The organism is Brevibacterium limosum, from assembly GCF_011617705.1.
Taxonomy (GTDB): domain Bacteria; phylum Actinomycetota; class Actinomycetes; order Actinomycetales; family Brevibacteriaceae; genus Brevibacterium; species Brevibacterium limosum.
The window spans coordinates 4,176,415-4,192,202 of the sequence record NZ_CP050154.1; the positions used below are offsets into that span (position 1 = coordinate 4,176,415).

Below are 15,788 nucleotides of genomic sequence, written 5' to 3' on the forward strand. Positions count from 1 at the left end.
TTGGGCTGCCGTCAGAACGGAGGCGGTTTCTCTGGTTTCCAATAGGCATCCCAGCTCGATTCCTGGGCGGCCCTCGCCCATTGCGGCCGGCGAGAGTTCTCTTTCTCTTCAGCCGGGGTGAGCTCGGCTTCCGAGGTCCAGCGCAGCGCCGGGTCTTCGGGCGCTGAGACATCGGGCGCTGAGTCACTGGGCGTCGCATCGCGCGCCGCGGAGTTCAGGATGCCCTTGCTCCCAGCAGTCGGGACACACTCGTCCCCTCGTTCGGAATTGCGGGATGGATCCGTGGTTTCGAGACGACTCGCGGGACTCGGATACCCGTTGTCGTGAACCGGTGGTGCGTCGCCAGGCTTCCCCTCGTCAAGCAGATTCGGCAGGTGGGCATAGTTCTCCATCTGCCGAGCATGCTCGGCGTTGATCGGGTTGTCGGGCGGATACATTCTTGCGACGACGCCCCGCGTGAAGGCATACTCCACCGCCCCGTCATCGGTCTTCCGGATCGAGAACCTGCGGTCGGTCTTCGCCTGGTGGTCAGGTGCGCACAGCGGGTGGAGGTTCTCGAACGTCGTCTGTCCGCCTCGAGCCGGATCCGCATGGTCGAAGGGGATGATGTGGTCGACTTCGGAGGTCTCTGCCCGGCGGGTGCAGCCCGGGGCAGAACAGGACTGCCACTTGCCGCTCAGAGGAGCGCGCACGTCGGCAGGGATGTAGTAGCTGCGCGAGCGGGCATCAATCGGCGTCCCGGTCGCGGGATCGGTGAGGATCCGGTGCCAAGTGGGGCTCTCTCCTGCGAGAGCCCGTGCCGCGGCCGGCGGCACCGGAGTACCGTCCGAGAACGTTCCGGGCAGCTCTGACTTGCCCACTGCGGTGAGATACGGAACCGTCACCATCATCTTCGCCTGCTCCCGCACCCATTGTCCGTGGGTGGGCATGACGAGCTTGATGGTGGTCTTCACGTCGACGCCGGTGCTGGCGAACGCTTCCGCTTCTCGTTGCGCCGCGTGCGCGGTGCGATCGACGGCTGCTGCGGTGATGGGAGCCGTGGGGTCGGCTTGGTCAGCAGCTTCGAGAGCGATCTCGTTGGTGGAGGTCTCTCCGGTCGTGGTGTCGTGCGTCGTCACGGCGATGGCCATCTGCGGGGTTGCTCGTGTGGCGATGTCGAACATGAGGGCGGCGATGCTGTCCTGATCGGCGACCTCGAGACCGGCGGTGTTCTCCTCGGTGAGTGCCGAGATGTTGCCGTTGCGAATCGCCCGAGCGAACGCCTCGATCCGCAGGTAGAAGGCGTTGAGTTCCACGGCAGGCCCCGACAGGGTCACCGAGGCGGTCCCGTCAGGGTAGGTCATGATGTCGACCCGCCGACGCCTCTCGGCCAGTTCGACCCGATCATCGACGGGTACGAGCGCCGCGATCTTCAGATTCAGCGACTTCTTGAAAGTCTCCAGGGTGATATCAGCGCGGCGGTCACCGAGGTAGGCATCAAGCCGGGGCAGATATTCGAAGGCGACGTCCTTGATAGCCCGAGTAGCTGCGAGCACATGCTCGATCGTGAACTCACCGGCGAGGCACCGCTGCAAGAACTTCGGCAGTCCGAATGCCAGGGTGACCGCGCTGGTGATCTCGTTGTAGGCACCGTCGCTCGTCGAACCGAGGACCGTGGTCAGCTCGGCGATCTCTTCGCGCGTGGCGAGGTCGTGGACCCAGCTGTTGAATGACTTGTGCAGTCCGAACTTGGGGAAATTCGGAAGCGGCTTCGCCGGCGCCTGCTCAGGAGCACTGGCACAGGTGACCGTGTCAATGGCGTCTTCCGTTTCACCATCGACTTCGGCGGAAGCGTCTTCAGGAAGGGCTTCCTCATCTGAGTCGGCATCCTCATCGGGAGTGGAAGTGTCCTCAGGCTCGACAGCGTCCGCGCGGTCAGTGTCCTCGACAGTTTCATCGAGGTCGGCATCGTCATCGGACGCATCGAGAGCGCGGTCGTCGAAGACGAAGCCGGTGGATGCCCAGGGGTCGACGAAGTCGTCCTTTTCGGGGAGCAGACCGTCTCGTGCCGTGATGAAGCGACCGGCCGTTTCGGTGAAAGTTGCGTGGTAGTAGACCGCGTCGCCCTCGGCGTAGCGAAGCTTCTCGATGGCATCGGACAGAAACAGGCCGGCGACGGCCTGGAATTCTGCCAGGCGAACGCCCGTGCTCAAGCGTGTAAGGCTGACGACGACGGCCATCGGCGAATCGGGGTCGACGTCGAGGTGACGGGGTGAGTCGGGGCCGACGAGTGGCGCCTGAGGCGAAGAAGCGGAGTCGGTCGAGGGCGCGGGAGAGTTGGAGACTGATTCATTCGAGGCAGGCTCGAGACCACTGTTGCCCGGATCCTGAGGATCCTTCATCGGTCTCGCCGCCTTTCACATCGATGTGAATGCCTTGGTTTTATTCTACTTGAGGATGGCTTCAATGAACATCACAATTCGATTACAAACAGAATCTGACCGATTTTTTATGATGTTTGATGGGTTTTGATGTTCGCAGTTTCGCGCCGCCATCGAACATCGTTCACTCGGTCCGCCATGTTCCCAAGATCGCCTTACCCTCGGTTCCCACAGGAATCGTGACCTATTCTGTGAGCAGACCAGGTATCTGCTCCATCAGGGTGAAGGTCTCGGCCGCACCCGCCGCCAACAGCGTCTCCGCGCTCTGATGCACCGGCGAATCCGGACAGAACCCGAGCACATGGGACCCGGCCGCAACGCCGGCGATCACCCCGGTGGGGGAATCTTCGATCACGGCCGCCTCGGCGGGGTCGACGCCCAAGGAATCCGCCGCCACGAGATAGACGTCCGGGGCGGGCTTCGAATTCGGCTGCTCCATACCGGAGAAGATCCTGCCCTCGAACACGTCGAAGAGGCCGATCTTGCGCAGCTGCAGTTCGATCTTCGGGCGATCCGCACCCGATGCACAGGCGATCCTGCCCGGGTAGATCTCGGCGATGCGATGAACCGCGGCCACGACTCCCGGAATCGCCTGGAGGGAGGCCGCGAGCTGGTCATTGCGGCGACGACGGAACTCCGTCATCCACTCCGCGTCGATGCGGAACCCGGTTTGCTCCTCGATGACATCGGCCTCGTCCCGGAGCATCTTGCCGACGAATCGCGCAATGCACTCCTCGGCGCTCAGCTGCCAGCCGAGCTCCTGCAGCATCTGGTGGAGGACACCGTTCGTGATGCTTTCGGAGTCGACGAGGACCCCATCACAGTCGAAGAGGACAGCGGAGAATTTCGGAAGTGCGACCATGCCCCGATTCTGCCACCCGCCACAGACGTGGAATCACGGGCATCCACCCCGCACCACGGCCCGACGGACGACATCCACGCCGACTCGCCGCCCCGCCCTCCGGCTCAGGAGCCTGAGAAAACCGCGGTCATACCGCGCCGACCGACACCGCCGTATACAGCACTCGTGCGGTGGCGAGCGCGCAGACGATGATGACCAGCGCAAACAAAGTCAGCCAGGCCCCCGCGGGCAGCGGCGAACCCTGGGCGAGGATATACGCATCGGACTGCTGCACCCGGCGCCTCCGCGTGTGGACGCGGATGACCTTGACGAGATCCTTGAGCGACCCGATCGTCAGCGCTGTGCCGAGTGCGGCGACGAAGACCGAGATCCATTCCAGAGGCAGGAACACGACGACGAGCTGGGCCGCGATCGCAGTGATCACAGCGATGACCGCACCCGCGAAGTTCCGGATGAAGATGAGCGCGACCAACAGGATCAGCGCCCCCACCGACAGCGCCAAGGGGGCCCAACCGAAGACCGCCGAGGTGGCCAGGACGAGTCCGAGCACGCCCGGTGCCGGATATCCCCAGAATCCCGCCCAGGTGGCGGAGAACCCGACTCGGCCGAATGAGTTCATCTGCCCCGAATGGTCGAAGTTCAGCGAGATCCCCTTGATCACGCGTCCGGTCATGAGGGCGGCGAAGGCGTGGCCGAGTTCGTGGACGAAGGTCACGAACATTCCGAAGAACCGCCAGATTCCCGGAGTCAAGGTCACGACCAGGGGCACCCCGATGACGAGGACGAGTCCGAGGACGTCGAGTTCGAGCCCGTCCTGTCGCCCGAAGCCCGAGGTGATGGCGTCCCACCACGTCGCCGTTGCCTGCTTGAAGTCCATAGCGGCCCAGTGTACGAACCGCCCCTGAGCGGGATCCTCAGGAGCTCCTCAGCGATTCGGGAGGTCGGGGCTCCTAGACAGCCAGCGTCTCGACATCAACCCAGGATCGTTCGTTCACGGATCGCAGCACGGCCTCCGTCACCAGCACGGCGCGCACCCCGTCTCGAAGCGTCGGCAGACCTTCGGGTCGGTCTCCGGCAAAGAGCGCATAGGAGTCGGCGACGAAGGCATTGAACGCGTCCTGATATCCCTGCGGATGACCGGCCGGAACCTTGCACAGGCGGGCGGCGTCAGCAGACAGCGAGTCGGGATCGCGGACGAGGAGGCGGCTGTCGGCACGTTTGCCGACCCACAGCTGCTCCGGCCGTTCCTGCTCGAACCGCATGCTCGCCTCGGTGCCGGCGATCTCCACGGTCAGTCCGTTCTTCCGTCCGGGAGCCAGCTGGGACACCAGCAGCGATCCGATCGCGCCGCCGGAGAACTCGACGGCGACGGCCACGGTGTCCTCCGTGGTCACTGCGGTGCCGCCTCGGCGAGGGTGGACGGTTCTCGTCGTCGCCACCAGGGATGATATCCGGTCGCCGACGATGAATTCGATGAGGTCGACGAGGTGGGAGCCGATATCGGCAAATGCCCGCGAGGGTCCGCCGCGCTCGGATTCGACGCGCCAGTTCTCATCGCCGGAGCCGAGCAGCCAGTCCTGCAGGTAGCCTGCATCGACGGTCAGCAGCGTCCCTGCCTGACCCTCGCGAAATCGAGCGCGGGCCTCACGCACCATCGGGTGGTAGCGGTAGACGAACGGAACGGTCCCCTGCAGCCCCGCTTCTTCGGCTCGGGCGAGCACGGCACGCGCGTCGGTCGAATTCGTGGCCAGGGGCTTCTCGCAGATGATGTTCGACCCTGTGTCCAGCGCCTGCAGGGACTGTGCAGCGTGGAGGTCATTGGGCGTGCAGATATGGATGGCGTCGAAAGTTCGCCCAAGCAGTTCGTCGGCGGAGGCGGAGGTCTCGAAGCCCAGCTCGGCCGCCGCCTGCACCGATCTCTCGGGCCGAGACGATGCGACCGAGTCGAGAACGGCTCCGGCCGACCGTGCGGCACGGCTGTGGACACGGCCCATGAACCCGCCGCCGAGCATTCCGATGCGGAGATCTCGTCCCCGTGCAGTGTCACCTGAGAGCATGCCTCATTATGCAATCACCATCCGCACCGAGTCGACCGACCCGCACCCCCGCCGCGCCCGCCGCACCGCCCACGCATCACAGCCGGGCCCCGCACCCCCGCAGCTGACACCCGGGGCCGATGCGAGGCAATCCACCGACGCTCCGGCCTGGGCCTTTACACTGTGAGAAGCGGCCGCGCAATCCCCGCTCGCAGCGTGCGCCGTATCTTGCGAAGGAGTGTCATTGTCACAACACCGCCGATTCGCCCAGGTCGATGTCTTCTCTGCCGTGCCCTTCCGAGGCAACCCCGTCGCCGTCATCGTCGATGCCGATGGCCTCGATGAGACGCAGATGGCCCGCATCGCGAACTGGACGAACCTGTCCGAGACCACCTTCGTCCTCCCACCCGAGGATCCCGCCGCCGACTACCGCCTGCGCATCTTCACCCCGCACCGGGAGCTGCCCTTCGCCGGCCACCCCACCCTCGGTTCGGCTGCAGCCTGGCTCGACGCCGGCGGTGCAGCGAAGCATGAGGACCGCATCGTCCAAGAGTGCGGTGCCGGCCTCGTCGACATCCGCAGAATCCCTCGCCGAGGCGACCCGACCGCGGCAACCGTCGATTCCTCCGAATCCCCCACCCAGGTTACGGACGACTCCTCCGAAACCCTTGCCTTCGCCGCACCCGACCGCCTGCGCACAGGAGCACTCGACGAGTCCTATGTCGCCGAGATCGCGACCGCTCTCGGCGTTGAACGCGACGATATCCTCGGTCATCAGTGGGCCGACAACGGTCCGGGCTGGGCGGCGGTGCGGCTGGCCGACGCCGAACAGGTGCTCGCACTGGACCCGGACTTCTCGGAGATTCCCGATGCGAAGCTCGGAGTCCTCGGCGCCCACCCGGAAGGCGCGGACCACGAGTACGAGATCCGCGCCTTCGTGCCCGGAGTCGGCGTCGCCGAGGATCCGGTGACCGGCAGCCTCAACGCCTCCGTCGCCCAATGGCTCATCGGTGCGGGCCTTGCCCCGACCAGGTACACCGCGACTCAGGGAACCGCGCTCGGCCGTTCCGGAGTCGTCTCCATCACGGCCGAGGACGACGAGATCTGGGTCGGCGGGGCCACGTCCATCTGCATCCGCGGGACGGTGCACACATGAATCGACATCTGACTGAAGTGAACAGACCGAAGAAGCGACTGCGCATCTTCCACGGTCGCATGTACTTCGCCCTCCAGGCCCTCGCCGGAGCGGCGTGGTGGCTGGGTACCGCGACGACTCCCGGCGTGGCGGCCGCAACGCTCGGCGGCATCGATCCGCTGCTCATCGCGATCGTCGACGTCCCGCTCTTCGTCATCGGCTCGGCTCTGGCCGCGCTGAACTTCCGCTGGGCCGTGTGGATCGCCACCGGCTGGACCGTGCTCGTGGCCCTGGGCATGGTCATCTATGCCACCGCCACCACCGAGGCGGGGCTCGGTGCCGTCCTCATGATCCTCGCCGCACTCGGAAGCCTCCTTGCCGGTGTGCTCATGATCCTCGGCCGCATCCCGTCCGAGAAGCTCCTCGTCGGGCCCTTCGCGTTCCACAGTTCGCACACCCGCATCCGGTCCCGCCTGCAGGTGCGGACCACAATCCAGATCGTCGTCTTCTGGGGCGTCTTCCTCATCATCATCCCGGTCATCATCAATGCCTTCGAAGACCGCTGGAATCTCGCCTACAAGGTCCCGATCCTGCTCGCCGTCTTAGGCTTCGCCCTGCTCGCCTTCTCCAGCGTCATCGGCGTGTGGTCGGCGCGGGCGATCGCGAACTTCGGCTCCGGCACTCCGCTGCCCTCTCAGATGGCCCATCATCTCGTCGCCCGCGGACCCTACGCCTTCGTCCGCAACCCGATGGCCATCGCCGGCATCGGCCAGGGTGTGGCGATGGGTCTGCTCATCGGTTCGTGGCTCGTGATCGTGTACGCGCTCGTCGGCTCGCTGCTGTGGAACTGGCTCATCCGCCCCCATGAGGAGGCGGACCTGTGTGATCGCTTCGGTGACGAATACCGCGACTACGCCGAGCGGGTGCGCTGCTGGTGGCCGAGTTTCTCGACCACCGAAACCGCTCCCGACCTTGTCGACGAGGACTGACCGGCCTACGCTCGGCTGAGAACGACCACTCACCGAGGAGGCCCCATGGTCACGTTCACCACCGAACTTCTCGCCCTAGGCAACAATGTCGGCATCGAGGTTCCCGAGCACATCGTGCTCGGCTTCGGCGCGGGCAAGCGGGTCCCGGTCATCGTCACGATCGAAGGCTATTCCTATCCGTCGACGACCGCGGTGATGGGCGGGAAGTACCTGCTCCCGCTGGCCAAGGAACATCGGGAGGAGATCGGCGTCGCCGGCGGTGAGACCCACGCGGTGACACTGACTCACGACACCTCGAACCGGGAGACCCCGGTTCCCGATTCCCTCGCCGAGGCTCTCGCCGCCGCCGGTGTCCGCGCCGCTTTCGATGCGCTCGCTCCGTCCAAGCGCAAGGAGCATGTGCGGCAGGTGACCTCGGCGAAGGCCGAGGAGACCCGCGATCGTCGGATCAAGAAGATCGTCGACTCACTCGGCTGAGGCGCGGGTGGAAAGCTGAGAGCCGTAAGGCTGGGGGAGAACCGGAATCGGCATGCCGCCCGAAGCCGCCGGCACGCCATCTAGGCGGCCGCGAGCTCCCCGCGTGCCTCGCTACTCGACCTCCGTATCGGCCATACGGCCATGCAGCACAGGCCGAGGAGCGCGCCGATTCCGGCGCCGAGCGTGTTCGTGACGAGGTCGCTGAGAGTGGCGAAGCGAGTCTGTGTGAGCACGGTGCCTTGGAAGATCTCGATGGCGGCGCTGAAGCTCGCACCGAACGCGAACCCGAGCCACCAGCGTCGGCGCCCGAAGTGGAGGGCCGCGAGGAAGCCGAAGGGAATGAACATCGCCACATTGCCGAGCTTCTCGACCCGTTCATAGGTCAGCCAGGCCGTCTCGCGGTGAGCGGCGAAGAGGTCGAGGGCGTGCCCGATGAGCGTGTCCGGACCGGTGCCCATCTGCTGCGGGGTCAGCGTGATGGCGGCGATGAACAGAGTGTAGAGAACGAGAAGGGCCAGCGGCGCACCGACGGTGCGCTGATCACGATCTGTCATCACCGTCCAACATACGACCGATTCCTTGGCACATCCTCAACCGCGGGTGCGAATCCGATCAGGGAACTGCCCCATTCACCGGACCTCATGGTCGACGGGAACCCCGTCCATCTTCGGCGGCCAGATGGTCATGACGATGAGTCCCGCCACCGCTCCGATCCCCGCGCCGAGGCTGTTCGTCACGAGGTCACTGATCGTGGCGAAGCGAGTTGGTGAGAGCAGAGTCGCCTGCGTGCCCTCGATGAGGCAGGTGAAGGCGATCCCCGTGACCCAGCCGATCCACCACCGGCTGGGCCCGCACTGCAGCGCCATGAGCAGACCGAAGGGGATGAACATCCCCACGTTCGCGAGCTTCTCGAGGATGTCGTAGTCGATCCATGCGGTCACCCTGTGGGAGGCCAGGAATTCGAGCAGCCCTGCGATGAACGACCCCGGCCCCGTGTCGAGCTGGTTGGGTGTGAGCGTGACGAGACCGATGAAGATCGTGTAGAGGATGAGCAGCGCCAAGGGCACCGTCCGCAGCCGTCGCCTCACACCCGTCATCGCTCCCCTGATCGTTCGGAACCGTTCCCAGTGAGGACTCGGCTCGGACTCGCTTGGCCCGGTCTCATTGTGCCCGTCTGCGGCATGGGGGTCGAGGGATTCCCGCAGGGATTGCGGGAATCACCCCCGAAGATTGCGGCCTCACACCGGAGCTTCGGCGGAGCTGACTCAGGCGACGGCCTCGACTCAGACGGCCTCGACTCAGACCACTTCGACGTCGTCGAAGCTCGCGGTGTCGATGACGACGCGGAACTGCACGTCTCCGGCCACGACTCGGTCGTAGGCGGCGTCCGCCTCGGTGACGGGGATCGTCTCGATCTTCGCGGCGATGCCGTGTTCGGCGCAGAAGTCGAGCATCTCCTGGGTCTCGGCGATGCCGCCGATGTTCGATCCGGCGATCGCCTTGGCTCCGCCGATGACGGCGCCGAAGGAGAACTGCTGCTTCTCGGGCGGCAGGCCGACGACGGCCATGACCCCGCGGGGCTTCAGCAGGCGCAGGTAGCGGTTGACGGGGATGTCGGCGCTGATCGTGTTGAGGATGAGGTCGAATTCGCCGGCGTGGTCGGAGAAGAAGTTGTCCTCTGTGGTGGCGAGCATCCGCTTCGCGCCGAGTTCCAGCGCCGCGCCTTCCTTCTTACATGTGCGCGAGAGCACGGTCACCTCGGCGCCCATGGCCGCGGCGATCTGCACGCCCATATGGCCGAGCCCGCCGAGCCCGAGCACGGCGACCTGCTTACGCGCGCCGTTCCTCTTCTCACCGGCGCCCCAGCGGGCAAGCGGAGCGTAGGTGGTGATGCCCGCGCACAGCAGCGGGGCGGCGACGTCGAAGTCGAGGGCGTCGGGGATCCGGCAGACGAAGCGTTCGTTGACGACGACCTTCTGGGCGTATCCGCCCTGGGTGATCGTGCCGTCGACGTCTTCGACGTTGTAGGTGCCGACGCTGCCGTTCAGGCAGTTCTGCTCCTGACCGGCCAGGCACTCCTCGCATTCTCCGCAGGAGTTGACCATGCAGCCCACACCCACGCGGTCGCCGATCTTCCAGTCGGTGACGTTCTCACCGACTGCCTCGACGACGCCGGCGATCTCGTGGCCGACGGTGAGCGGGAAGTGCGCCTCGCCCCATTCGTTGCGGATGGTGTGGATGTCGCTGTGGCAGATGCCGGCGGCCCTGATGTCGATGACGACGTCATCGGGTCGGGGATCCCGGCGTTCGATCGCGGCCACGCGGAACGGCTGGTCCGGTCCGGTCTTCTGCAGTGCCTTGACGCTGATGCTCATGTGATCTCCTTGGATTCCGTGTCCGTTGCTGGGCCACATCGTCCAGCGCCTGCGGCCGGCAGTCTATTCCATGCGTCTGCGCTTATCTTTCAGAGCCCGTTCAGCCGCACGGGGATCAGCTCTGCCCCGTCCGCGCTCACTCCTTGACCGCCCGCTGACCGATGCTCAGATCGAGGGGGAAATCGACGGGGGCATCCCCGAACAGCAGACGGCCCGCCGAGGCGGCCGCCGCCCTGATCTCCTCGGCCGCCTGATCGGCCCGTTCGGCCGGGGCATGGACGATGACCTCGTCATGGAGGAAGAACACGAGGTGAGCACGGCGGGAGAACACCGGCCCCGAGGCGGCCGCCGGGCGGGTGCCGGACCGGCCCTTCTCATCGGTACCGCCTGCCGTCGCATCGTCACCGTCGATCTCCGGCAGCCTGGCCAAGCGCAGCCGCAGGTCGGCCAGCCAGGCCAGCGCCCATTCGGCCGCGGTGCCCTGGACGACGAAGTTGCGGGTGAATCGTCCCTGGTCGCCGGCCGCCCGCCGGGCCCTCTGCTCATCGGCACCGGTGGCGTCGAAGCGGTTCGCCGCCTTCTGCAGCCTCTGCCACCCCTCGTCCGGAGGTGGGGACGTCCGACCCAGCCAGGTGGACACGACTCCTCCCGCTCGTCCCGCCTCGGCGGCGGAATCGACGAGATTCATCGCAGCGGGGAAGTTCTGCCGCAGTCGCGGCACCAAGGCCCCGGCCTCCCCGGTCGTGGACCCGTACATCGCACCGAGGACGGCGATCTTCGCCTCCTGCCGAGTGGCCACGACGCCGGCATCGACGAGCCCGGAGTAGAGGTCCCTGCCGAACCCGGCCGCGGCCATCGCCCGATCCCCGGACATGGCGGCGAGCGCGCGGGGTTCGAGCTGGGCGACATCGGCGGAGACGAGCCGCCAACCCTCATCGGCGCGCAGCGCCGGACGCAGCTGCCGGGGGATCTGCAGGGCCCCTCCCCCGCTGGCCGCCCACCGTCCGGTGACGACCCCGCCGGGCACATAGACCGGCCGGTAGCGACCGGACTCGACCCATTCATCACACCAGTGCCAGCCATTGGCGGACAGCAGCCGAGCCATCTTCTTGTACTCGAGCAGCGGAGCGATCGCGGGATGGTCGCTGTCCGCCAGCTCCCATTTCGAGGTCGAGGCGACGTTGATCCCGGCGTTGCGCAGTGAGGACAGCAGCCGGTTCGGCGAGTCGAGGTTGGCCCGCGGGTCCTCGAGCGCGGCGCGGACCTCCTCGGCCTTGGCCAGCATCTTCGCCGGCTTCCCGTCGCGGATCGGCCTGGGGCCGAGCAGTTCGGTCAGTATCCGGTCGTGTTCGGCCTCGTCCCAGGGCACTCCTGCCGCACGCATCTCTGCGGCGACGAGCCCTCCCGCCGATTCCGCGGCCAGCAGCAGGCGCAGCCTGCCCGGATCACTTGCGGTCTCGATGGCTGCGGTCTGCCTGGTGTGCTCGACCAGGGCCGCCGCGAGGTCGTGCGGGACCTGCGGGGTGAATCCGCGCCCGGCATCGACGTCGAAGAGAGCGGCGGCCTGCTCCGGTGCGGCGGCATCCGCGGGTACCTCATCCCAGTCCTCGGCGGCACGCAGCGGACCCGGGTCGGTGACGAGCTCGGAGCGGGCGAGGATCGCATGGGTCAATCGCAGATCGTGGCAGCGCTCGAGGCTCACCCCGGCGGCCAACAGCGGCGGATACCACTTCGGGGTGTCGCTGAAGATCCACCGCGTCGGAGGCGCTGGAGCGCGGCCCCCACTCCCACCCGTTTCCGTCGGGCCTGCCCCGGCCCCGTTCTCACGGTCACGGGCGAAGCCGGGGAGGGCCTCCTCGGCGAGTTCGATCCGTTTGATCTCCCGACCCGAGCGATCCAGATCGACGATGCCGATCCGTCGGCCCTCGAAACCGGTGCCGGGCAGCGTCCCGAGCACGCAGGCGGCGGGCGGCTGATCGGGGTCGTCGGTCATGGGCTCAGCCTACGCCGCGACGACCGGCGGCACGGCCCGCGCCGAAGCCGTGCGGCACCCGCCGAATCTGCCCTGTCCACTCCCTGACCTGCGCGCCGGCGGCGAACGTGATCCTGGTAACGTCGGGAGCGAATTCCGGGTGCCGAACTCCGCTCGAAAGGCCAGATACGCAACATGGACGTTGTCTCCTCTCTCACCTCCGCTCTGCCGGACTCGGCAGTCATCACCGATCCCGATTCGATGGACGCCTACCGCTGGGACCGCGCGAACGACCCCGACGCCGGAGTGCCGCTGGCCGTGGTCCGGGCGAGAACCACCGAGGAGGTGCAGACGGTGGTGCGCATCGCCGCCGAGGCAAAGATCCCGATCGTGCCCCGCGGCGCCGGATCCGGCCTGTCCGGCGGCAGCTCCGCCGTCGACGGCGGAATCGTGCTCTCCCTGGACCAGATGCGCGAGATCAGCATCGACCCCGTCACGCGCATGGCCGTTGTCCAGCCGGGTGCCTTCAACGCCGAGGTCAAGGCCGCCGCGGCCGAGCACGGCCTGTGGTATCCGCCGGACCCGTCGTCATTCGAGTTCTGCTCCATCGGCGGCAACATCGCCACGAACGCCGGCGGTCTCTGCTGCGTGAAATACGGTGTGACCACGGACTATGTCCTCGGCATGACCGTCGTCCTCTCCGACGGTCGGGCCGTGAAGCTCGGAGGACCCCGGCTCAAGGACGTCGCCGGTCTGCCCCTGACGAAGCTGTTCGTCGGCTCGGAGGGGACGCTGGGCGTCATCACCGAGGTGACCCTGCGTCTCATCCCCGCCCAGCTGCCTCCGACGACCGTCGTCGCGATGTTCGGCAAGCTCGCCGACGCCACGCAGGCCGTGCTCGACATCGCCCGGGCAATGCGCCCCTCCATGCTCGAGTTCATGGACAAGCCGTCGATCAACGCCGTCGAGGACGAGCTGAAGATGGGCCTCGATCGTGAGGCCGAAGGCATGCTCGTCGTCCAGTCCGACGAGCCCGGGGAGCACTGCGCAGCGCAGGCGGCGATCATCGAAGAGATCTGCAATGCCAACGCCGCCTCCGAGTGCTATCTCACCACCGACCCCGAGGAGAGCGAAGCCTTCGTCACGGCCCGCCGGATAGCGATCCCGGCAGTGGAGAAGAAGGGCGCGCTGCTGCTCGAGGACGTCGGCGTTCCGCTGCCGAAGCTCGGCGATCTGGTGCTCGGCATCGAGAGGATCGCGGCCGAGCGCGACGTGACGATCGCCGTCATCGCCCACGCCGGCGACGGCAACACCCACCCGCTGCTCGTCCTCGATCCCAAGGATGAGGAGCAGCAGAGGCGAGCGCAGATCGCCTATGGCGAGGTCATGGATCTAGCCACCGGGCTCGGCGGGACGATCACCGGTGAGCACGGCGTCGGCCGGCTCAAGGCCCCATGGCTCGCGCCCTACCTCGGCGAGGACGTCATGGAGCTCAACCATCGGATCAAGCAGGCCCTCGATCCGGACAACATCTTCAACCCGGGATCGGTCTACACCGGGCTCGTGTGAGGGGGTGCGGCGGGTCGGGCTGAGGCCGCGAAAGGGATTCCGTGGAAGAATTCTGAGCACGGTGTCGAATCGCCGATGATTCGATCGTCTTCTCTGTGAGCGACCGAAATCCGGCCGCCGCACACAGAACGGAGCGAACCATGCGCTGCTCACTGATCTTCCACGCACCCGAGCCCGGAGCCGACGGCCCCGCCCCCACCGAAGAGGACTTCCAGGAGATGATGCGCCTCATGGACGACTTCGGCCAGGCGCTGACCTCGGCCGGAGTCTTCGTCGCCTGGGAGATGCTCGCACCCCACACCGAAACGAAGACCGTGACCCGGCGGACCGGAGAGGTCGTCATCGAGGATGGGCCCTTCGCAGCGGCGAAGGAGGCCCTGGCCGGGGTCGTCGTCATCGACGTTCCCGACATCGAGGCAGCCCTGGCCTGGGCCGAGAAGTTCCCCGGCACGAGCTACGGCACCATCGAGGTCCGACCCGCGGCGACCTCGTTCGTCGACGGTGCCTGGACCCGACCGGGTGACGGTCCGACCCGATCCGGCGACTGCCCGTCCCGCCCGGATCGTTCCTCCTGATCGCTCGCCGATGACCGAATCCGCAGAGCAGGCCGATCCTGCCGATCGCGCGATGATCCTGTCCCGGGACGGCTGGGGCAGGATCATCGCGCTCATCGCGGCCGCCGACGGTGATCTCTCCGGCGCCGAGGATGCCCTGTCCACCGCGCTCGAACGTGCCGTCACCGCGTGGCGGGTCCACGGTCCGCCTTCCAACCCCGAGGGCTGGCTCTACCGCGTGGCGCTCAATGCCCGCCGGGACATGTGGAAATCGGCGGCGGCACGGACCTCGACGGCCCTCGATGAGGAGACGATCGACCGGATCGAGAGCCGCTCCGGCACTGATTATGGTTCCAGCCCCGGCTCCAGTCCGGGCTCCGTTCTCGGCACCGGTCCCGGTTTCGGTTCCGACCCCGCCCATCACGACCCCGAGGCTCTGCCCGACCGCCGCCTCGAACTCCTCGCCGCCTGCGCCCACCCGGACATCGATCCTCCCGCCCGGCCGCTGCTCATGCTCTCGGCGGTGATGGGGATGACAGCGAAGCAGGTCGCCGCGGCCATGACCCTGCCCGCCGCCACCGTCTCCGCCCGCCTGACCAGGGCGAAGAAGCGCGTCGCCGGTCTCGGCGTCGCCTTCGGCAGCCCCGACCGGCTCGACCTCGAGTCCCGTCTGCCCGATGTCCACGAAACGATCTACGGGGCCTTCGCCATCGAATGGTCCCAAGCGGCCGCGCAGCCACGGGAGGGCATGATCGGCGAGGCCCTGTATCTGTCCCACCTCGTGGCCGAACTCTGCCCGGGTGACGGCGAATCCCACGGACTGGCCGCCCTCATCCACCTCTCCGCCGCCCGATTCCCCGCTCGTCGAGGTCGGACCGGGGAATTCGTACCCCTTGCCGACCAGGGCCCCGACCTCTGGGACCGCGCGCTGAGCGACGCCGGCGAGAGCCACCTCGCCTGGGTCCACCGCTGCGGGCAGGTGGGGCGCTTCGGCCTCGAAGCCGCGATTCAGCTGCTCCACATGGCCGGAATCCGCACCGGATCCACGGATTGGCCGATGCTGCTGCGCCTCCACGACGACCTCGATCGAATCGCGCCGAGCCTCGGCGGATCGGTCTCCCGGGCCGCCGTCCTCGCCGAGGTCGAGGGGCCCGAGGCGGAACTGGAGGCACTCGACGCGCTCGATGCCGACTCGCCACGTCTGGCCGCCTTCCAACCGGCCTGGGTGCTGCGGGCTCACCTGCTTTCCCGCCTCGGCCGCAGCGATGAGGCGGACGCGGCCCGCCGCCGTGCCCTCGACCTCACCACCGACCCCGCAGAGCGCGCCCACCTCGCCGGGCCCACCTGAGACGGAGGTCACCTCGTCTTCGGGATGGGCGGGGGTACGGCATATGATGGT

The 15,788-nt window shown here is 67.1% G+C and carries 15 protein-coding genes; 7 read left to right on the forward strand and 8 right to left on the reverse strand.

Translation table 11 applies throughout. The features are described from left to right. Positions 1-11: 11 nt before the first annotated feature. The 4 genes from GUY37_RS18625 to GUY37_RS18640 form a co-directional block, all read right to left on the reverse strand. Positions 12-2,381, reverse strand: coding sequence for an HNH endonuclease signature motif containing protein (locus tag GUY37_RS18625; protein WP_166828883.1), 2,370 nt, complete (start codon positions 2,379-2,381; stop codon positions 12-14). Between the two features lie 223 nt (positions 2,382-2,604). Further along, on the reverse strand, positions 2,605-3,282 hold the full coding sequence (locus tag GUY37_RS18630; RefSeq protein WP_166828885.1) for an HAD family hydrolase: 678 nt from the start codon (positions 3,280-3,282) through the stop codon (positions 2,605-2,607). Between the two features lie 127 nt (positions 3,283-3,409). Then, positions 3,410-4,159, reverse strand: coding sequence for a M50 family metallopeptidase (locus GUY37_RS18635; protein ID WP_166828888.1), 750 nt, complete (start codon positions 4,157-4,159; stop codon positions 3,410-3,412). A gap of 73 nt (positions 4,160-4,232) precedes the next feature. Continuing rightward, on the reverse strand, positions 4,233-5,339 hold the full coding sequence (locus GUY37_RS18640) for a Gfo/Idh/MocA family protein (protein ID WP_228278253.1): 1,107 nt from the start codon (positions 5,337-5,339) through the stop codon (positions 4,233-4,235). On the opposite strand from GUY37_RS18640, the gene GUY37_RS18645 reads away from it, so the two are divergent. The 4 genes from GUY37_RS18645 to GUY37_RS18660 are packed head-to-tail and all read left to right on the forward strand — an operon-like array spanning position 5,338 to position 7,919. After that, the gene (locus GUY37_RS18645; RefSeq protein WP_166828891.1) at positions 5,338-5,505 is read left to right on the forward strand and encodes a hypothetical protein; all 168 of its coding nucleotides are present in this window, start codon (positions 5,338-5,340) and stop codon (positions 5,503-5,505) included. The genes GUY37_RS18640 and GUY37_RS18645 overlap by 2 nt on opposite strands. A 57-nt stretch (positions 5,506-5,562) precedes the next feature. Beyond that, complete coding sequence (locus GUY37_RS18650; RefSeq protein WP_208094724.1) at positions 5,563-6,474, forward strand: PhzF family phenazine biosynthesis protein; 912 nt, start codon at positions 5,563-5,565, stop codon at positions 6,472-6,474. Continuing rightward, on the forward strand, positions 6,471-7,442 hold the full coding sequence (locus GUY37_RS18655; protein ID WP_166828896.1) for a methyltransferase family protein: 972 nt from the start codon (positions 6,471-6,473) through the stop codon (positions 7,440-7,442). Before GUY37_RS18650 ends, GUY37_RS18655 begins: the two co-directional genes overlap by 4 nt. 45 nt (positions 7,443-7,487) lie before the next feature. Further along, entirely contained in the window at positions 7,488-7,919 is a 432-nt protein-coding gene (locus tag GUY37_RS18660) for a YdeI/OmpD-associated family protein (protein WP_166828898.1), read from the forward strand. Positions 7,920-7,999: 80 nt separating this feature from the next. Here GUY37_RS18660 and GUY37_RS18665 read toward each other — a convergent pair whose 3' ends face one another. From GUY37_RS18665 to GUY37_RS18680, 4 genes are all read right to left on the reverse strand, one after another. Further along, complete coding sequence (locus tag GUY37_RS18665; RefSeq protein WP_166828901.1) at positions 8,000-8,473, reverse strand: VanZ family protein; 474 nt, start codon at positions 8,471-8,473, stop codon at positions 8,000-8,002. A gap of 75 nt (positions 8,474-8,548) precedes the next feature. Then, positions 8,549-9,016 carry a VanZ family protein gene (locus GUY37_RS18670; protein WP_228278254.1) on the reverse strand — a complete coding sequence of 156 codons (468 nt, stop codon included), beginning with the start codon at positions 9,014-9,016 and terminating at the stop codon, positions 8,549-8,551. A 201-nt stretch (positions 9,017-9,217) separates the two neighbouring features. Further along, complete coding sequence (locus tag GUY37_RS18675) at positions 9,218-10,294, reverse strand: NAD(P)-dependent alcohol dehydrogenase (RefSeq protein ID WP_166828903.1); 1,077 nt, start codon at positions 10,292-10,294, stop codon at positions 9,218-9,220. Between the two features lie 136 nt (positions 10,295-10,430). Continuing rightward, positions 10,431-12,287, reverse strand: a complete 1,857-nt coding sequence (locus GUY37_RS18680) for a bifunctional 3'-5' exonuclease/DNA polymerase (RefSeq protein ID WP_166828906.1) — start codon at positions 12,285-12,287, stop codon at positions 10,431-10,433. Positions 12,288-12,461: 174 nt separating this feature from the next. On the opposite strand from GUY37_RS18680, the gene GUY37_RS18685 reads away from it, so the two are divergent. From GUY37_RS18685 to GUY37_RS18695, 3 genes are all read left to right on the forward strand, one after another. Beyond that, positions 12,462-13,835: an FAD-binding oxidoreductase gene (locus tag GUY37_RS18685; protein ID WP_166828908.1), complete on the forward strand. Its 1,374-nt coding sequence runs from the start codon at positions 12,462-12,464 to the stop codon at positions 13,833-13,835. 140 nt (positions 13,836-13,975) lie between these two features. Next, the gene (locus GUY37_RS18690; RefSeq protein WP_166828911.1) at positions 13,976-14,410 is read left to right on the forward strand and encodes a YciI family protein; all 435 of its coding nucleotides are present in this window, start codon (positions 13,976-13,978) and stop codon (positions 14,408-14,410) included. Positions 14,411-14,420: 10 nt separating this feature from the next. Continuing rightward, on the forward strand, positions 14,421-15,737 hold the full coding sequence (locus GUY37_RS18695; protein ID WP_166828914.1) for an RNA polymerase sigma factor: 1,317 nt from the start codon (positions 14,421-14,423) through the stop codon (positions 15,735-15,737). The last annotated feature ends 51 nt before the right edge of the window (positions 15,738-15,788 follow it).